Consider the following 20,724-nt stretch of genomic DNA (forward strand, 5'->3'; position numbering starts at 1 on the left):
TTCGATCATAGTCAACCCCTCCCCTGCCCCGCGGGAGGTACACAACCCGCGCTGGCGTGGTGTGATGGACCATGCACATTGTCATGGCCGGCGCCTCCGGGCTCATCGGCACCTCCATGTCCGCAGCCTTTCGCGATGCAGGCCACTCCGTGGTGACCCTGGTCCGGCGGCCACCTGCCGGCGCAAGCGAAGTCCGCTGGGATCCAGCGGCGGGCGTCCTCGACCCCTCGTCACTGGCCGGCGCCGACGCCGTGGTCAACCTTTCCGGCGCCGGCATCGGCGACAGGCCCTGGACGCGGAAGCGGGTGGAGGAGCTGTTCAGCTCCCGGTTGGGCCCCACCAGGACCTTGGTGCAGGCCATGGCGCGCATGGATACGCCGCCGAAAACCTTCATCAGCCAGTCGGCGTCTGGTTACTATGGCGACGCCGGCAATACGGTCCTGCGCGAGGACGCACCTGCACGTTCCGGCACCTTGGCGCAGATCTGCGTCGAGTGGGAGCAGGCGGCGTTGTCGGCGCCGGCAGGTGTGCGCGTGGTGCTGGCACGCACGGGGGTGGTCTTCAGCCGTTCGGGCGGAGCGCTTGGCAAGCTGCTGCCACTGCTGCGGCTGGGCGTTGGCGGGCCCTTTGGCAACGGACGCCAGTTCTGGCCTTGGGTCACCCTTCCGGATGTTTCGGCTGCCTTCCTCTTCCTCCTCGACTCCACGGTCTCCGGTCCGGTCAACGTGACCGCACCTGAGCAGGCTGACGTCAACACGATTGTCGCGGCCCTGGCCCGCGCCCTGCACCGGCCTGCCGTGTTGCGCGTTCCGGCGCCTGTGCTGCGCACAGTGATGCCGGGCCTGGGCGAGGAGCTCCTGCTGTTCAGCCAGCGGATGGAGCCGGCAGCGCTGTCATCCGCCGGTTTCCGGTGGCAGCACGGGAGCCTGGAGGAGGCGGCACGCTGGGTGACGGCCAAGGACGGCCGGGCCTAGCTGAACTGACCCCGGTTGGAGGGTGGCGGCCTTCCGCCGGAAGATGCGCCGTCCGGCAGGAATCACTGCCCGGCAAGAATCACTGCCCGGCAAGGATCTCGCTGACGCGCCACTGGCCGTCCACGGAGACCAGGACCAACCGAAGGGGCTGCGGCCGGCTGGGTTCCCCGGTGGCAAGCACACTGTTCTCCGCGTTGACCGTGCTGTAGCCGGAGGTGGCGGACACCAGCCGGACGACGGCATGGTCCCGGGTGGCACCGCCTTCCGTTGCCACCTCGGCGAGTGTGGTGGTGAAGCCGGCCAGGCGGTGCCCGGTGGGGCGGAGCTGCGAGGCGATGCGCTCATCGGCTGCAGCTGCCGCGGAGTCTGGCGCGTTCACGTCCGCCAGCAGCTCAAGCCGGCCGCTGCTGAATGCGTGGTCCCGCAGCGCCGCCAGGCCCTCCACAGCAACGGCGGGATCAGCCGCAAGGGCCTCCTGCCTGGCGCGATCAACCGGCGCGGCGGCTCCTGTTCCTCCGTCCGAAGCGGTTTCGGTCGGGCGCGCAGCTGCCGGCAGCGAACCCGTTGCGGCAGTTTCTGACCACGGCGGCTGTCCGACGGCTGACAGCCACCACAGTCCGGCAGCCGCTGCGGCGATAGCCGGCAGGAGGGCACGTACCAGAGTCCTGGCCCGGGTCCTCCGCCCGGTTACGTGCCCGTCGGCGTGTTTCCCGTGGGGGACGGCGACGGGTCTTCCAGCATGTTTCCCCTGCGGCACAAGCGCGGCTTTCTTATCGACAGGCGGCAGTTGCTGGCCCATGGGCTGGCGTTTGGACCGGCCCGCGGGCGGCATGCCGGATGACAGGGTAAAGGACAAGGCGCTCCAAGGGGACGTCGCGATGCGGCGGCGCAAAGCCTGCAGTTTGGTCCGGATACCGCCGCCCTTTGTACCAGGGGCAATGCGCCGCCGCGTCAGCAGCTCAGGCAGGACTGTGGGGTGTACGGCATCGGAGAGGTCCACCGGCTCCGGATCTGCACTGCGGTACACAGCCGTAGCCAGTGCCACTGCATTGGGGCGCAGCCGCCGGTCCTCGTTCAGTCCTGCTTCCAGGGCTGCCGCGAGCTCCTTGGGGACGCCGGGAACCAGGAGGGACAGCGGCGGGCGGTCAGCAGTACGGCCGGGTGCAGCACCTGTCAGGCAGAACCAGCCAAGCGCGGCAGCGGAGTAGACGTCGCGTTCAGGCTGCAGTCCGGCGCGGACGGCATCGACCGGGGACGGATCAAGGAAGCCGGCCGTCCCTGCAGTCTCCGGACTGGCAGGATCCCCGAGCATCCGGGCAAAGCCCAGGTCCGACAGCATGGGTTTGCCCTGCCCGGTAAACAGTACGTTCCCTGGGGAGACATCGGAGTGGGTAAACCCCTTGCCGTGAAGGTAGCCCAGGGCCTGTGCGATGGGCGTCAGGACGGTGACGGTCTCGCCCACGGTGAGCCTGCCACGGGCCGCGACCAGCCGCGCCAGGGAGCCTCCGGCAGCGTAGTCCATGGTCAGCGCCGTGCCGCCGCCCGCATCGCCAATGCGCACGGCGTCATGGGCGCTGATCAGGTGCTGGTGGTCCAGGACCGAAAGGATCCGGATCTCCCGCCGCATTTCCTCCTCGGTGATGGCAGCGCTGCCCCTCGTCCTGCTGCCGGCGGTCCGGAAGTACTTGAGCGCTACATCCCTGCCGGTCCGCCGTTCCCTGGCCAGCCACACGTCTGCGCTGCCGCCCCGTCCCAGGAGCCGGCCGACGTCGTAACCGGGGACCTCAGGTGCCTGTGCATCGTCCATGGTCCATGTCTAGCCGAATCCCGGCCCGGCTGCAGAAGTTATCCACAGCCTCGATTGCAGCAGTCACAATGGGGACGGCGGTGAGCTTGGACACTAAACCGGGCCAGCCCGGCTGCGGGGTCTAAGCTGGATGCCATGACTCTTGAGTTTTCACAGCTGGGTCTTGCCCCCAACTTTGTTGATTACATGGAAGGCTGGGATGCCCAGCGCGAACTCCATGACAAAGTTGTCGCCGGAGTTGCCCCCAGCACAGTCCTGCTTTTGGAGCACGCCGCCGTCTACACGGCCGGCAAGCTGACAGAGGACCATGAGCGCCCGTTTGACGGCACACCGGTGGTTCCGGTGGACCGCGGCGGCAAGCTCACCTGGCATGGGCCGGGACAATTGATCGCTTACCCCATCCTGAAGCTGAAGAACCGCTCCGGCATCCGGGATTATGTGGAGCGCCTGGAAGAAATCATGATCACCGTCCTGGCGGATTACGGCATCAAGGCAGAGCGCATCAAGGGGCGGGCCGGCGTGTGGATTAAGGCAGATGCCAAGGGCCCGGACCGCAAGATCGCGGCCATCGGCATCCGCGTGCTCAACGGCGTCACCATGCACGGCGTGGCGATCAACTGCAGCAACGACCTGGCACCCTACGGTCAGATCATTGCCTGCGGCATCACCGACGCCGGGGTGACCACCATGTCCCTGGAAACGGGGCGGGAGATCACGCCCGCGGACATCGTGGACCGGTTCGTAGCGGAATTCCGCAAACATGAAGAAGCATTGGTTTCGAGCCCTGAAGGAGCTCTACTGTGACATTGGCACCTGAAGGCCGGAAGATGCTGCGGATCGAGCAGCGCAATGCTGCGGTCCCGGTGGAGCGCAAACCGGAATGGATCAAGGCCAAGGTCCAAATGGGCCCGGAGTTCGTCGGGCTGAAGAACCTGGTGAAAAAGGAAGGCCTGCACACCGTCTGCGAGGAAGCCGGCTGCCCCAACATCTTCGAATGCTGGGAAGACAAGGAAGCCACCTTCCTGATCGGCGGCTCCGAATGCACCCGCCGCTGCGACTTCTGCCAGATCGACACCGGCAAACCCTCACCCCTGGACCGGTTCGAACCCACCAAGGTGGCCCGCTCCGTCCAGTCCATGCAGCTCCGCTACGCCACCGTCACCGGCGTCGCCCGCGACGACCTCGAAGACGAAGGCGTGTGGCTCTACGCCGAAACCGTCCGCAAGATCCACGAACTGAACCCCGGCACCGGCGTCGAACTGCTCATCCCGGACTTCTCGGGCAACCCCGAGCACATCAAAGCGATCTGCGACTCCAAACCCGAAGTCTTCGCCCACAACGTCGAAACCGTGCCCCGGATCTTCAAGCGCATCCGGCCCGCGTTCCGCTACGACCGCTCCCTGGACGTCATCACCCAGGGCCGGGCCCATGGGATGGTCACCAAATCCAACCTCATCCTGGGCATGGGCGAAACCCGCGAGGAAATCTCCGAAGCCCTCCGCGACCTCCACGCAGCAGGGTGCGACCTGATCACCATCACCCAGTACCTGCGCCCCTCCGAACGGCACCTGCCCGTGGACCGCTGGGTCAAACCCCAGGAATTCGTCGACCTCCAGCACGAAGCCGAAGAAATCGGCTTCCTCGGCGTCATGTCCGGCCCCCTGGTCCGCTCCTCCTACCGCGCCGGCCGCCTCTGGGCCACCGCCATGCGCAAAAAAGGCCGCGACATCCCCGCCGAACTCGCCCACATCGCCGACGGCATCCAGGACTCCGGCACCACCCGCCAGGAAGCCGCCACCCTCCTGGCCGCCCACTCCTGACCTCGGTTTCTTGAACTGGCCAAGGGCCGGACGCTGGAAGATTCCAGCGTCCGGCCCTTGCGTTTAAGTCACGTAGAATTGAGGCACTATGGCGAAATCCCCTGACTCCAGCAACTCCTCCTCCGCGGGCTCAAGCGCGGTGAAGCGCAGCATGTTCACGCGCAAGCCGAAGGAAGCAAAGGCCAAGAAGCCCAGCAGGCTCAAGCAGATCGGCGAGGTCTTCACCATGACCCGCCGCCACGACCCCATGGTTCCGTGGCTGATGCTCCTGGTCTTCCTGGGCGTTGTGGCTGTGAGCTTCCTGGTGGGCTTCTGGCTGGACAACTGGATCACCGGCCTGATCATCGGCATTCCGCTCGGCCTGCTGGCCGCAACCTTCATCCTGTCCCGGCGCGCCGAACGTGCCGCGTTCGCGCAGATCGAGAACCAGCCCGGCGCCTCCGGCGCTGCCCTGGGAACGCTCCGGAGGGGCTGGATCACCGAGGAACAGCCGGTCGCTGTCAACCCGCGCACGCAGGATGCCGTGTTTCGTGCGGTTGGCCGTCCCGGCGTCGTCCTTGTCAGCGAAGGCCCCACCCACCGGGTGAAGCCGCTGCTCGATGCTGAGCGCAAGCGCTTGGCGCGTATCCTCCCCAACGTTCCCGTGCACACGATCCAAACCGGGCGCGGCGAGGGGCAAGTGCCGCTGAGCCAGGTGGCCAAGCAGATGGGCAAGATGAAGAACGAACTGACCAAACTGGAAGTCAGCACCGTGTCCAAGCGCATCGCGTCCATGGGCAACAGGCTTCCCATTCCCAAGGGCATCGATCCCTACAAGGCCCGTCCCAACCGCGGGCGCTAGCCACGAGGACGCCCCGGTACCGGCACAGCCGGCCGCCGGGGCGTTTTTTCTTGCGCCCGGGCCTCATCCGAAATCAAGCTACGACAGGACTTAGACCATGCGCCTCAGGACATCCGTGATCCGCATCTTCCGCATCCTCGCCATCGCCGAGGCTTGCAGCTGGGCCGCGCTTCTGGTGGGAATGTACTTCAAGTGGATTGCCGGCACCACGGAGCTTGGTGTCGAAATCGCCGGGCCTGTCCACGGTGCGCTGTTCATCGGCTACGGGGTCGCCGCGCTCACGCTGTGGCGCCTGCAGCGCTGGCCGTTCCTGGTGGCTGCCCTGGCTGGCCTTTCCGCGGTCTTCCCGTTTGCCACCATCCTTTTTGAACGCTGGTCCGGCCGGCGCGGCCACCTAACAGCTTCACCAGTGGAAACGGCCGACGCTGGCCTTGAGCCCAGCCGGGCGTAGCCGAAAAGGACCCCGTAACTTGGAGTCGGTTAAGACAGGAAAGGATCCGGTGAAGGGCAGCCAGGGCCGCCGTCGGGTGGTGGCAGTCCTCTCCCTGCTCGGGGCCACGCTCTTCTGGGCGGGCAACTACGTGGTGGGCGCCGGCGCGGTCCAAAGCATCGACCCCCTGAGCTTGGTGTTCCTGCGGTGGGCCATTGCGCTGGTGCCGCTGCTGGTAATTGCCCAGGTGGTGGAGCGGCCGTCCTGGCGGTCCGTGCTGGCCGCGTGGCCCTGGCTGCTCGCGTTGAGCGTCTGCGGCCTGCTCGGCTACAACCTCCTCCTGTACTTGGCCCTGGAGCATACGGACGCGTTCAACGCATCGCTGATTAACGCGTTCAATCCGGCGCTGATCACGCTGGCCGCCGCGGTCTTCCTGCGCGAACGGCTCACCCCGCTGGCGGTGGCGGGCGTCCTGATGGCTCTGGCGGGCGTCCTGGTGGTCATCAGCGGAGGGAACGTAGGGCGCTTGATGGACACCGGTTTCGGCACCGGTGAGGTACTCATGGTGGGCGCCATCATTGTTTGGACGGCTTATACCATCACCGGCCGCTTGGCACCGAAGATTCCGCCCATTACCGCGACTGCGGTCCAGGCAGCGGTGGTCGTGGGCATTCTGGGCCCGGTCCGCTTCGCCACGGGCGGCCTGGCGCTTCCCTCGACGGGCAACGCGCTGGCATCACTGCTCTTTATCGCCATCTTCCCGTCAGTGCTGTCCTACCTGCTGTGGAACCGGGCCCTGACGGTCCTGCCTGCGGCCGGTGCGGGCGTCTTCCTCAACCTCATCACCGTCTTCACCGCGATCCTGACAACCCTCGGCGGACAGGTCCACACGATCGCCCAACTGGTGGGCGGCGCCGTCGTCATCGCCGGCGTAGTGGTGACCAACGCTCCGGCCTTCCGGCGGCAGGGACGGGCCAGGGAACGGCCGGAGGCGTAAGCGGGACCGGCTAGCGCCGGATCAGGAGCGTGTTCATGGCTTTGTCGTGCAGGCCGCGCTGGTCCGGGTCGAAGATCACGGCAGGGATCACCAGGCACAGAAGCACTGACCTGACCAGGGCCGCGAGTGGGCCAGGGGCACCGCCGCCGGGTTTGATCACAGCAATGCCCATTACGCGGTGGCCGATGCTGTAACCGAGGGTCCCCACCAGCAGGATCTGTTCAATGGCGAACACCGCCAGGGTGGCCCACGAGTCGCCGCCAAAGGCGAAGTTGCTGATGAGCAGTGCGATGCCCCAGTCGATGCAGAGGGCCACGATGCGCCGACCTGCCCGGGCGATGGACCCGGGACCGGACTCCGGGAGACCCAGCCGCTCCCCCGGATATTTCGAGATGCCGGAGGTGTCCGGTCCGCTGAGCCAGGAGCCAATATCTTTGCGATCTACCACCGTCCAAGTTTACCGATCAGGGAAGTATCGACGCGCCCACACTGTGGATGGGAGTCGACCAAAATGTGGACGGACGATAGCGTGGTCATAGCAGGGCATTCTGTAACCTGCCCGAAACAATGCGGACACGGACGGGAAATGCCGTATCCATAGGCTGTTAGCAGTTTCAAGCAATCCCCCGGCAGGTACGCGCAGCAGGGAAAACCCCGCGTTCTCCCTGCTTTTGGATTGCGCTGGATCATATGGCTTGCATGCCAGATATTTACATATGCGTTAGGAGCATAGATGTTCAAGACTGCGGACGAAGTCCTCAAGTTCATCAAGGACGAAGATGTAAAGTTCGTCGATATTCGCTTCACCGACCTCCCGGGCGTCCAGCAGCACTTCAACGTCCCCGCCAAGAGCGTCGACGCGGACTTCTTCGTCAACGGTCAGCTCTTCGACGGTTCCTCCATTCGCGGCTTCCAGGGCATCGCCGAATCTGACATGCAGCTGATCCCGGACGTCACCACCGCGTTCCTGGACACCTTCCGCATGGAGAAGACCCTCGCGCTGAACTTCTCGATCGTCAACCCGCGCACCGGAGACCCCTACCACCGCGACCCCCGCGGCGTGGCTGAGAAGGCTGAGGCCTACCTGGCCTCCACCGGCATCGCCGACACCGCGTTCTTCGCTCCCGAAGCCGAGTTCTTCGTGTTCGACAACGTCCAGTACCAGTCCTCGCCCCAGGGCAGCTTCTACAAGATCGACTCCGAGGAAGCCCACTGGAACACGGGCCGCGAGGAAGAGGGCGGCAACCTGGGCTACAAGACCCCCGTCAAGGGCGGCTACTTCCCGGTCTCCCCCACTGACAAGCAGGCTGACCTGCGCGACGCCATGTGTGTTGCCCTGGACGAAGCCGGCCTCGAGGTCGAGCGCAGCCACCACGAAGTTGGATCCGCCGGCCAGGCCGAGATCAACTACAAGTTCACCACCCTGACCCACGCTGCGGATGACCTGCAGAAGTTCAAGTACGTCATCAAGAACACCGCTGACGCCTGGGGCAAGTCCGTCACCTTCATGCCCAAGCCGGTCTTCGGCGACAACGGCTCCGGCATGCACTGCCACCAGTCGCTGTGGAACGGTGGCGAGCCGCTGTTCTACGACGAGAAGGGCTACGCCGGCCTATCCGACACCGCCCGCTGGTACATCGGTGGCCTGCTCAAGCACGCTTCCGCCGTCCTGGCCTTCACCAACCCGACGGTGAACTCCTACCGCCGCCTGGTCAAGGGCTTCGAAGCTCCGGTCAACATGGTCTACTCGCAGGGCAACCGCTCCGCCGGTATCCGTATCCCCATCACGGGTTCCAACCCGAAGGCCAAGCGCATCGAATTCCGCGCGCCGGACCCCTCCTCCAACCCGTACCTGGCGTTCGCTGCCCAGCTGATGGCCGGAATCGACGGCATCCGCAACCGCATCGAGCCGCCCGCTCCGATCGACAAGGACCTCTACGAGCTGCCCGCCGAGGAAGCCAAGGACATCCCCAAGGCTCCGGGTTCGCTTGAGGAAGCACTCGAGGCACTGCGCGAGGACAACGAGTTCCTGCAGGCCGGCGGCGTCTTCACCCAGGACCTGATCGACACCTGGATCGAGTACAAGTACGAGAACGAGATCCGCCCGCTGTCCCTGCGCCCGAACCCCTACGAGTTCGAGCTCTACTACGGCGTCTAGTCTGCGGCCTGCCCCGCAGGACTGCTGAGACCGCGAAGGCGGCCACCGGTGCATCCGGTGGCCGCCTTCGTTGTGTCCGGCCGCCGTCGCGGCGAACAGAGGCGTTAAGGTGGGGGCCCGCCTCCAGACGTGCTGAGACCGGGAGCCGGACCCCCTGACGAATGCCCCCCGAGACGAAGACTTATCCAGCCTTCCCCCCAACAAGGTTGGAGAACACCGCCAATCCACATAATCGGGCAAACGCTTGCTGAGCGCAATGCCGGCACGGCGGGTTACGTCAAACGCGTTACTGCTGCGGGGTGGCGGGGAAGCTGTGGAACATGGTTCGCTGCGGTCCCGCCGTGCCGCCCAGGTACCGTCCTGCGTCGAGAAAGCCGGACCGGCGGTAAGCGGAAAGTCCCGCAGGGTTTTCCTCGTTGACGGAGAGTACGACGCCGGTCTCGCGGCTTTGGTCCCGAACGGTGAGTTTGCGGGCTGCCTCCACGGCCGCTGCCGCTGCCAGGGTCCCCAGCCCCTTGCCCTGGTGCCGCCGGTCGATGAGAAAGCCACGCAGCAGCCAGGCCGACTCGTCGTCAGGCCAGCCGGCAAGCCCCGCGGCCCCCGCCTGCAGCGTCAAGAGGCCGACAGCGGCACCCCCGGCCTCCACGACGTAGGGCCGGCGTGATTCTTCTGCCAGTCCTGCCAGGGCCATTCGCAGCGGGTCGCCCACGAAGCGGTCCTGGCCGGGCAGCAAGGACATGTCCGCGATGGCGCCGAGCTGGATGGCGCGGGCATCGGCGTCCAGGTCCCGCAGCGGGATGAGCCAGACCCAGTCAACGCCCATAGAAGACACGCTCGAAAACAGCCCGCGCCCGCCGGCTCACCCGCAGGTAATCCTCCTCCAGCGCGGCTGCATGCCCGGGCTCATACCCGCACCAGCGTGCCACGGCCTCCAGGTCACGGCGGGAGGAAGGAAGAAGGTCGGAGGCCTTTCCGCTCCAGATGACATTGGCGGACCGGATGCGGCTGGCAAGCCGCCAGGCATCCCCCAGCAGCCCGGCGTCGGCAGCATCCAGCAGGCCGAGGTCCGCAGCGGCGGCAAGGGCCTCCAGGGTGGACGTGGTCCGGAGCTCCGGATGCTTTCCGGCGTGCTGGAGCTGGATCAGCTGGACCAGCCACTCGACGTCGCTGAGGCCGCCGCGTCCCAGTTTGAGGTGCCGTGCGGGGTCGGCACCGCGCGGCAGCCGCTCAGACTCCACCCTTGCCTTGATGCGCCTGATCTCGCGTACGTCCTGCTCCGACACCGATTCCGGGTACCGGATTGGGTCGATGAGGGAGAGGAAGTCGGCGGCCAGGGTGTCGTCGCCTGCCATCGGCCGTGCGCGCAGCAGGGCCTGGGCTTCCCAGATGAGGGACCAGCGGCGGTAGTACTCCGCGAAGGAGTCCAGGGAGCGCACCATGGCCCCGTTCTTGCCCTCGGGCCGTAGGTCGGCGTCCATCTGGAGGACGCGTTCAGCCATGATAGCCGGCTTCAGCGGCTGGGTGAGCAGGCTGGACACCTTCGCCACGATGCGCGCGGCCTGTTCCTGGGCTTCGGCGTCGGAGAAGCCGGGAAGGGCACGGTGGACGTACATGACGTCGGCGTCCGATCCGTACCCGATCTCTCGGCCGCCCTGGCGGCCCATGGCCACCACCAGGACCGTGGTCTTGAGCGGCCCGCCGGCGGAGACGATGCCTTCCGCCACCCGCAGGGCTCCCAGGACAGCCGCCCGGTCCGTGTCCGCCAAAGCCCTGCCTACCTGGTCCTGGTCCAGGAGGCCAGCCGAATCAGCGATGGCGATGCGCAGGATTTCCCGCCGGCGGATCAGCCGGATGAGGCGCATGGCGCTTTCCGGGTCCGAGTGCCGGGACATCTTGGCGGTGATTTCCTGCCACTGCGCTTCGAAGCCCAGCGGCAGCAGGTCCTTGTCCTGTCCCAGCCATGCCACGGACTCCGGCGAGACCTCCAGGAGGTCTGCGATCAGCCGGGAATTTGAGAGCATGTGGCACAGGCGCTCTGCGGCGGCATTGGAATCGCGAAGCAGGCCGAGGTACCAGTGCGTGGTGCCCAGCGCCTCGCTGATGCGGCGGAAGGCAAGCAGCCCCGCATCGGGGTCCACGCCTTCGGCCAGCCAGTCGAGCAGGATGGGCAGGAGCTGGCGCTGCAGGGCGGCGCGGCGGCTCACGCCCGCTGTGAGCGCCTCGATATGCCGCATCGCTCCCTGCGGATCGCGGTATCCCAGGGCGGCAAGCCGGCCCTGCGCCGCCTCGGGGGTCAGCCTGGCGTCCTCAGTGCTGAGCTTGGCCGCCGAGTTCAGCAGTGGCCGGTAAAAGATGCGCTCGTGCAGTTCGCGCACCGAGCGCTTGGTGCGCTGCCACGCGGAAAGCAATGAGTCCGGGGTGGGCCGTTCGTTGGAGAACGGCCCCAGCACGGCCTTGGCCAGGGAGCGCAGCGCCGGCTCGGCCACCGGCATGAGGTGGGTGCGGCGCAGCTGGAACAGCTGGATGCGGTGTTCCAGCAGGCGCAGGTAGCGGTAGGCGTTGTCGAAGGCTGCGGCGTCGGAACGGCCGATGTAACCTCCGGCCGACAGCGCGGCGATCGCGGAGGTGGTGTCCCGCCGTCGTAATGACTCGTCTGCCTTGCCGTGCACCAGCTGGAGCAGCTGCACGGTGAATTCGACGTCGCGCAGGCCGCCGCGGCCCAGCTTGATCTGGCGCTGCTCCTCAGCGGCGGGAATGTGCTCGGTCACCCTGCGGCGCATCGCCTGGACGGACTCAACAAATCCCTCCCGGCCCGCGGAATTCCAGATCAGCGGCGCCACGGCATCCTCGTAGGCCCGGCCCAAAGCGGCATCGCCGGCGATGGCACGGGCCTTGAGCAGCGCCTGGAACTCCCAGCTTTCCGCCCATCTGGCGTAGTACGTTTCGTGGGATGCGAGGGTGCGCACCAGCGGCCCGGATTTTCCCTCGGGCCGAAGGTTGGCGTCCACCTCCCACAGGCCGGGTTCCCTGGCAACAGAGGAGATGGCGCGGGAGATGCCGCTGGCCAGGGCGGTGCCGATGGTGTTGGCGTGTGCGTCCTCCAGGCTGCCCGGGTCCACCACGTAGATGACGTCGACGTCGGAGATGTAGTTCAGTTCCCGGGCTCCGCACTTGCCCATCCCGATCACAGCCAGGCCGACATCGGCGACCTCGGCACGGCTGTGCTGCTCCGCCGCTTCGGCCCGGGAGACGGCCAGGGCGGCCTCGATGGCGGCCGCAGCCAGGTCCGCCAGCTCACCGCCCACCGACGGCAGGAAGTCCAGCGGGTCCGCGGCGCACAGGTCCTTGACGGCGAGGTCCACCAGGCCCCGGCGGTAGGCCGTGCGCAGGGCCGCGTAGGCCTCCACCCCTGTGGTGGCGGCAACGGGCCTGCCGGCGCGGGGATCTGCCCCGACGGACTGCAGGAGCGTGGCGCGCAGCCGGTCCGGGTCGGCCGGCAGCGGCTCTGGACTGGCCCGGACCCGGAAGGCCTCCAGGTGCTCCGGGTGCCGGATGAGGAACTCCCCCAGCGCCTCCGAGGCGCCGAGGACCCGGTACATGGGCTCGCTGGCCTCCGGCTCGGCGGCGGCCAGGTCGCGCAGCTGCGGATGCTTCTCGATCAGCCGGACCAGGGACTGCAGGGCAGTATCCGGGCTGGCCGCCAGCTGCAGCCCGGCAAAGAGCCTGTCCTGGTCCAGTCCCTCGAGTTCGCGCGCGGCCAGGAAGCGCTCGCCCTTTTCCAGGTCGCTGAATCCGGCCGCGATGAGGCGGCGCGCCAGGCTCACGCCCGGCACCTAGAGAATGCCGAGGTTGCGCTGCAGCTCGTAGGGCGTCACCTGCAGCCGGTAGTCCTGCCATTCGGCGCGCTTGTTGCGCAGGAAGTGCTCGTAAACCTGTTCACCCAGGATCTGCGGCATCAGCTCCGAGTCCTCCATGGAGCGGATGGCGTCGTGCAGGCTTGCCGGCAGCGGATCGTGGCCCATGGCGCGGCGTTCGGCCGAGCTCAGCGACCAGACGTCGTCCTCGGCAGCGGCCGGCAGGTCGTAACCTTCCTCGATCCCCTTGAGGCCGGCGCCCAGCAGGACGGCGTAGGCCAGGTAAGGGTTGGCGGCCGAATCGATGCCGCGGTACTCGATCCGGGCCGACTGGCCCTTGCCGGGCTTGTACAGCGGCACGCGGACCAGCGCGGAACGGTTGTTGTGGCCCCAGCTCAGGTAGCTGGGCGCCTCGCCGCCGCCCCACAGCCGCTTGTACGAGTTCACGAACTGGTTGGTGACGGCGGTGAACTCCGGGGCGTGCTTGAGAATGCCCGCGATGAACTGCCGCGCGGTCTTGGAGAGCTGGAACTCGGCGCCGGCCTCGAAGAAGGCGTTGCTGTCACCCTCGAACAGGGAGAAGTGCGTGTGCATGCCGGAACCGGGGTGGTCCGTGAACGGCTTGGGCATGAAGGTGGCGTAGGTGCCCTGCTGCAGCGCCACTTCCTTGATGACGGTGCGGAACGTCATGATGTTATCCGCGGTCTGGAGCGCATCGGCGTAGCGGAGGTCGATCTCGTTCTGGCCGGGGCCGGCCTCGTGGTGGCTGAACTCCACCGAGATGCCCACTGATTCCAGCATGGTCACGGCGGTGCGGCGGAAGTCCTGGGCCACGCCGCCCGGGACGTGGTCGAAGTACCCGCCTTCGTCAACCGGCACCGGAGCGCCGTTGGGGCCCGGCTCGTGCGACTTAAGCAGGTAGAACTCGATTTCCGGGTGGGTGTAGCAGGTGAAGCCCATGTCCGCGGCCTTGGCCAGGGTGCGCTTGAGCACGTTGCGCGGGTCCGCCGCGGAGGGTTCGCCGTCAGGGGTGAGGATGTCGCAGAACATCCGCGATGTCTGTTCGGTCTCGCCGCGCCACGGGAGGATCTGGAAAGTGGCGGGATCGGGCTGGGCCAGCATGTCCGATTCAAACACCCGGGCCAGGCCCTCGATGGAGGAGCCGTCGAAGCCCAACCCTTCCTCGAAGGCGCCTTCGACTTCTGCCGGCGCCAGCGCCACGGACTTCAGCGACCCCACGACGTCGGTGAACCACAGGCGTACGAACCGTACGTCGCGCTCTTCGATTGTGCGCAGGACAAACTCTTGCTGGCGGTCCATGATGGCCTCTTCTCCGGTCAACGTCCATGCTCCGGGCCCATGCAAGGGGAAAGCCGGCAGCAGTTCATCAACACTGTACTAATCATTCTGCGCCGATGCCGAAGCCTGCGCCGTGCGTAACACAGCATTAACCTTGCGACGCCTTGATCCTGCCTTTAGTCCACCCCGGGTCCCGCTCCCGGCACCACTGCTGCCGGCAGCCGCCCCGCCCATGACACACATCACTGCTGGCGGGCCGGGGGGCGCGGTAGCTAGGACGGCCGGTATCGCATTACGCTCATCCCATGGCCTCCAACAGCTCCGACTCCAGCGCGTCCGCAGAAGTACCCGCCCCCTACGGCAGCGGCCCCGGCCTGCCCGCCCCGGCCGAACGGAAGCCGGCGAAGGTCCGCGTCCACCACCTCCAGCAGGCCAAGCGCGACGGCACCAGGTTCGCCATGCTTACTGCGTACGAGCAGTACACCGCCGAGATTTTTGATTCCGCAGGCATCGAAGTGCTCCTGGTGGGAGACTCGGCCTCCAACAATGTCTTTGGCAACGAGACCAGCCTTCCGGTGACTGTGGATGAGCTGCTGCCCCTGTGCCGCGCGGTGGCACGGTCCGCCAAACGCGCGCTGGTGGTGGCGGACCTGCCCTTTGGCAGCTACGAGGTCAGCGCCGAACAGGCCGTGGCAAGTGGCGTGCGGTTCCTGAAGGAAGGCCTGGCGCACGCGGTCAAGATGGAGGGCGGGAAGTACTACGCACCGACGGTCCGGGCCATGGTGCAGGCGGGCATTCCCGTCATGGCGCACATCGGCTTCACCCCCCAAAGCGAGCACGCCCTGGGCGGGTACCGCGTGCAGGGCCGCGGCGACGACGCCCAGCGGCTCATTGAGGATGCCCGCGCCCTCGCTGACGCCGGAGCGTTCTGCGTGCTGATGGAAATGGTGCCGGCAGAGACGGCCGCAGCGGTCGATGCGGCCGTGGACGTCCCCACGGTGGGGATCGGCGCAGGCAACGCAACCACCGGGCAGGTCCTGGTCTGGCAGGACATGGCCGGGCTTCGGGGCGGCCGGATGGCCAAGTTCGTGAAACAATACGCGGACCTGCGCAACACACTGCTCGACGCCGCCACCGCCTATGGCGACGACGTCCGGTCAGGCGAGTTCCCCGGCCCGGAACATTCCTTCTAGGCCGGCACTCACCCGTTCAGTCGTCGTCGCCCTTTTCCCAGGCCTCGTTGCGTGCCTTCACCTTCTCCAGCGCGTGTTCGGCTTCTGCCCGGGTCTTGTACGGCCCAATGAGCTGGCTCCAGTCCGACAGCCGGTCCTCTTCCACCTCGTGGGTTTTGATGTTGAACCAGTACTCAGTCATCGTTGCTCCTTGTTCCGGCGACAGGGGAAGCGCGAGGTGATCCACGTAACACAAACACTTACGCGTGCCTCCGCCGCTTGTCGGTTGTTAGGCGTTCTGCAGTGCCTTATATGATCAATCTATGCCTTCCCTTGCCTCGACTGCACCCATTGGCACCCTCACCCCGGGTACCTTGAGTCCGCAGCGTCCCGTCCCGGCGTCCATCCCCCGTCCGGAGTACGTCGGCAAGCCCGCGCCGGCCAAGTTCACCGGCTCCGAGGTCAAGTCGGCCGAGACCATCGAAAAGATCCGGATCGCCGGGAAGATCGCAGCGCAGGCCATCGTGGAAGTGGGCAAGCACATCCAGCCGGGTGTCACCACGGATGAGCTGGACAAAGTGGGCCACGAATTCCTGCTGGACCACCATGCCTACCCGTCCACCCTCGGCTACCGGGGCTTTCCCAAATCCCTGTGCTCCTCGCTGAACGAGGTCATTTGCCACGGCATTCCGGACAGCACGGTGGTCCAGGACGGCGACATCCTCAACATCGACATCACCGCGTTCATCAACGGCGTCCACGGCGACACCAACTACACCTTCCTGGTGGGTGACGTGGATGAGGAATCGCGGCTTCTGGTGGAGCGCACCCAGGAATCGCTGAACCGCGCCATCAAGGCGGTGGCGCCGGGCCGGGAGATCAACGTCATCGGCCGGACCATCCAGTCCTACGCCAAGCGCTTCGGCTACGGCGTGGTGCGTGACTTCACCGGACACGGAGTGGGCGAGGCCTTCCACACCGGGCTGATCATCCCCCACTATGACGCCGCCCCCGCCTACAACACGGTGATCGAAACCGGCATGGTGTTCACCATCGAACCGATGCTCACCCTGGGCACCGTGGAGTGGGACATGTGGAGTGACGACTGGACCGTTGTCACCCGGGACCGCAAGCGCACCGCCCAGTTCGAGCACACCCTGCTGGTCACCGAGACCGGTGCCGAGGTCCTCACCCTGCCGTAACCTGTCCCATGCCCCAGGGCATGGCTGCCGGTGCAGACCGGACAACTGTTTTGGGCCCAGCCGGCCCCTTTTCCTGCCCGCCCCTGTCAAGAACGGAATCCCATTGGCCAACAAGGACGAGAAGTCGCACAAGAACGCACCGCTGATCGGCATCGACATCGGTGGTACGGGCATCAAGGGCGGCATTGTCGACCTGAAGAAGGGCAAGCTCCTGGGCGAACGCTTCCGCGTGCCCACTCCCCAGCCTGCCACCCCGGAGGCGGTCGCGGAGGCCGTGGCCCTGGTGGTGGCCGAACTCTCGGCACGCCCTGAGGCCCCGGAGGCGGGCTCCCCCGTCGGTGTGACCTTCCCCGGGATCATCCAGCACGGCGTGGTCCACTCCGCTGCCAACGTGGACAAGAGCTGGCTGGATACGGACATCGACGCCCTCCTCACCGCCCGGCTGGGCCGCCCCGTGGAGGTCATCAACGACGCCGACGCAGCCGGCCTGGCCGAAGCCCGTTACGGTGCGGGCGCCGGGGTGTCCGGCACCGTCCTGGTGATCACCCTTGGCACCGGCATCGGTTCCGCGTTCATCTTCGACGGAAAACTCGTGCCCAACGCGGAGCTGGGCCACCTGGAAGTTGACGGCTTCGACGCCGAATCCAAGGCGTCCGCCGTGGCACGTGAACGGGACGGGCTGTCGTGGGACGAGTACAGCGTCCTGCTGCAGCGCTACTTCTCGCACGTGGAGTTCCTGTTCTCGCCGGAACTGTTCATCGTGGGCGGCGGCATCTCCAAGCGTGCCGACGAGTACCTTCCCAACCTCAAGCTGCGCACGCCGATTGTTCCGGCCGTCCTGCGCAACGAGGCAGGGATCGTGGGGGCTGCGCTGGAAATCGCGCTGCAGCACAAACTGGCGAAATAGGAGTGGTGCCGGTGGCGGCTGCGGCTTCCCCTCCGCTGCCGCCACCGGAGTCTAGAGGGGGCTCTTCTCGGAGCTCTTGGCGCCGGCCGCGCCCTTGGCGTCTTCCTCGGCCTCGTGGCGCAGCAGGGCAATAGCCGTTTCAAAATCCTCGAGGGACTCGAACGCCTGGTAGACGCTGGCGAAGCGCAGGTAGGCCACCTTGTCCAGCTTCTGCAGCGGTCCGAGGATCACCAGCCCAACCTCGTGCGCGTCGATCTCGGCGGCACCGGAGGCGCGGATTTGCTCTTCCACTTCCTGCGCCAGCATGGCGAGGTCGTCCTCGCTGACGGGGCGGCCCTGGCAGGCCTTGCGGACACCGTTGATCACCTTGCTGCGGCTGAAGGGTTCGCCCACGCCGGACCGCTTGATGACAGACAGGCTGGTGGTTTCCACGGTGGTGAACCGGCGGCCGCATTCGGGGCACTGGCGGCGCCGGCGGATGGCCGAGCCGTCATCGGCCATGCGGCTGTCCACAACACGGGAATCGGGGTTGCGGCAGAACGGGCAGTACATGGCGTTCCCCCTTTTCGGTTGTGGTGTGCAACGTCAGTGAAAGCCAACAGCACCGCCGGGGGGCGATGCCGTGGCAACTTTCAGTTTACGGGCAGATGTGGGGTAATAACAATCCTGTAATTACTACATGTAGTGGTGTCAGCCGAGGCCGGGAAAACGGGCCGTGACGGCGTCACCGTGGGCAGGCAGGTCCTCGGCCCGGGACAGGCTCACGATGTGCCCGCTGACCTCGGCGAGGGCTTCCCGGCTGTAGTTGATTACCTGGATGGCGCGCAGGAAAGTGGTGACGTTCAGCCCGGAAGAGAAGGCTGCGGTACCGCTGGTGGGCAGCACGTGGTTGGAGCCCGCACAGTAGTCACCCAGGCTGACAGGGCTGTAATCGCCCACGAAAATAGCCCCGGCATTGCGGATCCGCGCAGCCACGGCAGCCGCGTCCCGGGTCATGATTTCCAGGTGCTCCGCGGCGTAGGCGTCACAGGCGGCGATCCCCTGCTCCAGGCCGTCCACCAGCACGACGCCGGACTGCGGGCCGGACAGCGCCTCCTGCACCCTGGCCGAATGCTTGGTGGCGGCGGTCTGGAGCGCCAGTTCCGCCCGCACCGCCGCAGCCAACTCCTCGGAATCGGTAATGAGGACCGATGCCGCATTGGGGTCATGCTCGGCCTGGCTGAGCAGGTCCGCGGCAACCAGCGCCGGCTGGGCCGAGTCATCGGCCAGGATGGCGATTTCCGTGGTTCCCGCCTCGGAATCGATGCCCACGACGCCCTTGACGAGTCGCTTCGCGGTGGCCACGAAGATGTTGCCGGGCCCGGTCACCACATCCACGGGTTCCAGAGCCGGACCGGCTTCAGTGGCTTCGACGCCGTAAGCGAAGGCGGCGATGGCTTGGGCACCGCCGATGGCATAGACCTCGGTAATGCCCAGCAGCGCCGCCGCCGCCAGGATGGTGGGGTGCGGAAGTCCCCCGAACTCCTTCTGCGGGGGCGAGGCCAGGGCAATGGATTCCACGCCCGCCGCCAGTGCGGGCACGACGTTCATGATCACCGAGGATGGGTATACGGCAAGGCCACCGGGAACGTACAGTCCCACGCGGGCCACGGGCACCCAGTTCTGGCTCACCACGGCGCCGTCGCCCAGTTCAACGTCCACATTGCGTGGACGCTGCCCGTCGGCGAACTTCCGCGCCCGGCTGATGGATTCCTCCAGCGCAGCCCTGACGGCCGGGTCCAGCTGGTCGAGGGCCTCGACGATGGCCTTGCGGGGTACCAGCGGGTGGTGCTGCGCCACGCCGTCGAACCTCTCGGCAAGCTCGGCCAGGGCAGCAAAACCGCGCTGCCGGACGTCGGAGATGATCTGCAGGACCTTGTCCTCGGCGTCCGCCACGGTCTGGCCCTTGGCGCGGGGAACAGCCGCGCGCAGGGCTGCGAGGGTGAGGTTGCGGCCCCGAAGATCGATGGTGCGGAAGTCGACGGCGGCTGTCACGGGGGCGGGAAAGTCCGGGGAAGTGGTCACCCGTCTATTTTACGGGGCTGATGGTGCCGCCGGTTCCGGGACCGCCGGTTTGGGGCTTCCTGCCCGCCGCGCCCACCAGTTCCAGGACGAAGACCGACACGGCCGTGGCGGCCGGCCACAGCAGCAGCACCGGCCACGCCCGCAGCGAGAAGGCAATGCTCGCGTTGGCGGAGGCATCCACTGCCGGGCCCCACAGCCGGGCTGCCAGGATGCCTGTCCCCCAGCCGACCAGGCTGCCCGCCGCCGCTCCGACCAGGCCGGCCAACAGCGCCGCCTGCGGGTCACGGCGCTTGCCATCTGCCAGGAACACGGCCAGCAGGCAGCCTGCCAGCACCAGGATGCCGGCGAGGGTGAGGTCGCGCGGCAGCCAAACCAGGGGTGCGGTGCCGGAGGCCAGCGCAGGATCCCGCGTAATCAGGTTCAACCCGCCCGGGGCCAGGAGCCACCAGAGGAGGCCGGCCGGAATTCCGGCCGCCGCCGGGACCAGGAGCAGGGACCATGGCAGCGGCCGCCCGGCAGGGCCGGCGAAGTTTGTCATGCAACACACCTTAACAAAGGTTCCTGCAACGCCATCCTGCATGCTGAAGGCGCCGCCGGTTTTCCCGCCATGACCGCTGGCCAATACGCTTGGAGGAAGAGTTAAGCCCCCTAGTCCAGGAGTTTCGGTGACAGAGAAAAGCGAGCCGTTCGAGCAGACCTTCAGGGAGATGTTCCGCCGGCACGCTGCGGGCGTCGCGATCATCACGGTGAACTGCCAGGACGAGCCCTACGGTTTTACTGCCACCTCCGTGGCATCGCTGTCCGCCAAGCCGCCGCGCTTCACCTTCAACATGGCCCGCAGTTCCAGGTCCTGGCCAGCGGTGGCCAACACGCAGTATCTGGGCGTGCACATGCTCGGGCTGGAGAACCAGGAGCTGGCGGCACGCTTCGCCCGCCCGGGCAACCGGTTCGAAGGCAACCACTGGGAGGCCGGCCCGCACGGGGTGCCCATCCTGAAGGATGTCGCCGGGTGGCTGATCGGCGAGGTGCAGATGCGGCTGCCATTCGAGAACAACGCCGTGGTGGTGGTCCAGGTGGTGGACGGCCAGGTAGGCGGCGAAGGGTCCCCCCTGCTGTACCACGGCGGCGCCTATGGGCAGCCGGTGCCGCTCGATTACGAAATCTAGCCCCGGCTGGACCGACCCACAACAAAAGACGCG

At 66.9% G+C, this 20,724-nt stretch carries 20 protein-coding genes; 11 read left to right on the top strand and 9 right to left on the bottom strand.

The features are described from left to right. Window positions 1-71 precede the first annotated feature (71 nt). Window positions 72-974: a TIGR01777 family oxidoreductase gene (locus ACETK3_RS16150; RefSeq protein WP_236802049.1), complete on the top strand. Its 903-nt coding sequence runs from the start codon at window positions 72-74 to the stop codon at window positions 972-974. Window positions 975-1,053: 79 nt separating this feature from the next. On the opposite strand, the gene ACETK3_RS16155 is transcribed toward ACETK3_RS16150, so the two are convergent. Further along, entirely contained in the window at window positions 1,054-2,781 is a 1,728-nt protein-coding gene (locus ACETK3_RS16155) for a serine/threonine-protein kinase (protein WP_236802048.1), read from the bottom strand. Window positions 2,782-2,916: 135 nt separating this feature from the next. Between ACETK3_RS16155 and lipB the strand changes: the two genes are divergently transcribed. The 5 genes from lipB to ACETK3_RS16180 all read left to right on the top strand — a co-directional run bounded on the left by lipB (window position 2,917) and on the right by ACETK3_RS16180 (window position 6,869). Then, window positions 2,917-3,585, top strand: coding sequence for a lipoyl(octanoyl) transferase LipB (gene lipB, locus ACETK3_RS16160; RefSeq protein WP_236802047.1), 669 nt, complete (start codon window positions 2,917-2,919; stop codon window positions 3,583-3,585). After that, window positions 3,582-4,601: a lipoyl synthase gene (lipA, locus tag ACETK3_RS16165; RefSeq protein WP_236821796.1), complete on the top strand. Its 1,020-nt coding sequence runs from the start codon at window positions 3,582-3,584 to the stop codon at window positions 4,599-4,601. The genes lipB and lipA overlap by 4 nt, the downstream gene beginning before the upstream one ends. A gap of 88 nt (window positions 4,602-4,689) precedes the next feature. Beyond that, window positions 4,690-5,442: a DUF4191 domain-containing protein gene (locus tag ACETK3_RS16170; RefSeq protein ID WP_236802045.1), complete on the top strand. Its 753-nt coding sequence runs from the start codon at window positions 4,690-4,692 to the stop codon at window positions 5,440-5,442. A 97-nt stretch (window positions 5,443-5,539) separates the two neighbouring features. Continuing rightward, window positions 5,540-5,893: a DUF3817 domain-containing protein gene (locus ACETK3_RS16175; protein WP_236802044.1), complete on the top strand. Its 354-nt coding sequence runs from the start codon at window positions 5,540-5,542 to the stop codon at window positions 5,891-5,893. Between the two features lie 49 nt (window positions 5,894-5,942). Continuing rightward, window positions 5,943-6,869 carry a DMT family transporter gene (locus ACETK3_RS16180; RefSeq protein WP_373993178.1) on the top strand — a complete coding sequence of 309 codons (927 nt, stop codon included), beginning with the start codon at window positions 5,943-5,945 and terminating at the stop codon, window positions 6,867-6,869. A 10-nt stretch (window positions 6,870-6,879) separates the two neighbouring features. On the opposite strand, the gene ACETK3_RS16185 is transcribed toward ACETK3_RS16180, so the two are convergent. Beyond that, window positions 6,880-7,317, bottom strand: coding sequence for an RDD family protein (locus tag ACETK3_RS16185; protein ID WP_236802042.1), 438 nt, complete (start codon window positions 7,315-7,317; stop codon window positions 6,880-6,882). A gap of 285 nt (window positions 7,318-7,602) precedes the next feature. Between ACETK3_RS16185 and glnA (ACETK3_RS16190) the strand changes: the two genes are divergently transcribed. Beyond that, window positions 7,603-9,027, top strand: coding sequence for a type I glutamate--ammonia ligase (gene glnA, locus ACETK3_RS16190; protein ID WP_142134301.1), 1,425 nt, complete (start codon window positions 7,603-7,605; stop codon window positions 9,025-9,027). Window positions 9,028-9,313: 286 nt separating this feature from the next. Here the strand turns inward: glnA (ACETK3_RS16190) and ACETK3_RS16195 are convergent, their stop codons facing one another. From ACETK3_RS16195 to glnA (ACETK3_RS16205), 3 genes are read right to left on the bottom strand one after another with little or no spacing between them, the layout of a single operon-like run. Further along, window positions 9,314-9,850, bottom strand: coding sequence for a GNAT family N-acetyltransferase (locus ACETK3_RS16195; RefSeq protein WP_236802041.1), 537 nt, complete (start codon window positions 9,848-9,850; stop codon window positions 9,314-9,316). Continuing rightward, the gene (locus ACETK3_RS16200; protein WP_236802040.1) at window positions 9,840-12,851 is read right to left on the bottom strand and encodes a bifunctional [glutamine synthetase] adenylyltransferase/[glutamine synthetase]-adenylyl-L-tyrosine phosphorylase; all 3,012 of its coding nucleotides are present in this window, start codon (window positions 12,849-12,851) and stop codon (window positions 9,840-9,842) included. Before ACETK3_RS16200 ends, ACETK3_RS16195 begins: the two co-directional genes overlap by 11 nt. Window positions 12,852-12,860: 9 nt before the next feature. Then, window positions 12,861-14,201: a type I glutamate--ammonia ligase gene (glnA, locus tag ACETK3_RS16205; RefSeq protein ID WP_141160830.1), complete on the bottom strand. Its 1,341-nt coding sequence runs from the start codon at window positions 14,199-14,201 to the stop codon at window positions 12,861-12,863. A gap of 284 nt (window positions 14,202-14,485) precedes the next feature. On the opposite strand from glnA (ACETK3_RS16205), the gene panB reads away from it, so the two are divergent. Beyond that, window positions 14,486-15,373, top strand: coding sequence for a 3-methyl-2-oxobutanoate hydroxymethyltransferase (gene panB / locus ACETK3_RS16210; protein WP_237430256.1), 888 nt, complete (start codon window positions 14,486-14,488; stop codon window positions 15,371-15,373). Between the two features lie 16 nt (window positions 15,374-15,389). Here panB and ACETK3_RS16215 read toward each other — a convergent pair whose 3' ends face one another. Beyond that, window positions 15,390-15,554, bottom strand: coding sequence for an SPOR domain-containing protein (locus ACETK3_RS16215; protein ID WP_110544584.1), 165 nt, complete (start codon window positions 15,552-15,554; stop codon window positions 15,390-15,392). Between the two features lie 121 nt (window positions 15,555-15,675). Here ACETK3_RS16215 and map point away from each other — a divergent pair, with 121 nt between their 5' ends. Continuing rightward, window positions 15,676-16,554 carry a type I methionyl aminopeptidase gene (gene map, locus ACETK3_RS16220; RefSeq protein WP_236821790.1) on the top strand — a complete coding sequence of 293 codons (879 nt, stop codon included), beginning with the start codon at window positions 15,676-15,678 and terminating at the stop codon, window positions 16,552-16,554. Window positions 16,555-16,657: 103 nt separating this feature from the next. Further along, entirely contained in the window at window positions 16,658-17,461 is an 804-nt protein-coding gene (gene ppgK / locus ACETK3_RS16225; protein ID WP_236802037.1) for a polyphosphate--glucose phosphotransferase, read from the top strand. A gap of 51 nt (window positions 17,462-17,512) precedes the next feature. Here the strand turns inward: ppgK and nrdR are convergent, their stop codons facing one another. The 3 genes from nrdR to ACETK3_RS16240 all read right to left on the bottom strand — a co-directional run bounded on the left by nrdR (window position 17,513) and on the right by ACETK3_RS16240 (window position 20,063). After that, complete coding sequence (gene nrdR / locus ACETK3_RS16230) at window positions 17,513-18,013, bottom strand: transcriptional regulator NrdR (RefSeq protein ID WP_236802036.1); 501 nt, start codon at window positions 18,011-18,013, stop codon at window positions 17,513-17,515. A 138-nt stretch (window positions 18,014-18,151) separates the two neighbouring features. Continuing rightward, entirely contained in the window at window positions 18,152-19,525 is a 1,374-nt protein-coding gene (hisD, locus tag ACETK3_RS16235) for a histidinol dehydrogenase (protein ID WP_237430255.1), read from the bottom strand. Between the two features lie 4 nt (window positions 19,526-19,529). Next, window positions 19,530-20,063, bottom strand: a complete 534-nt coding sequence (locus ACETK3_RS16240) for a hypothetical protein (protein ID WP_237430254.1) — start codon at window positions 20,061-20,063, stop codon at window positions 19,530-19,532. Between the two features lie 127 nt (window positions 20,064-20,190). On the opposite strand from ACETK3_RS16240, the gene ACETK3_RS16245 reads away from it, so the two are divergent. Continuing rightward, window positions 20,191-20,691 carry a flavin reductase family protein gene (locus tag ACETK3_RS16245; protein WP_237430253.1) on the top strand — a complete coding sequence of 167 codons (501 nt, stop codon included), beginning with the start codon at window positions 20,191-20,193 and terminating at the stop codon, window positions 20,689-20,691. Window positions 20,692-20,724: the final 33 nt, after the last annotated feature.

The sequence above is a fragment of the Arthrobacter sp. E44 genome, from assembly GCF_041877125.1.
Classification (GTDB): domain Bacteria; phylum Actinomycetota; class Actinomycetes; order Actinomycetales; family Micrococcaceae; genus Arthrobacter.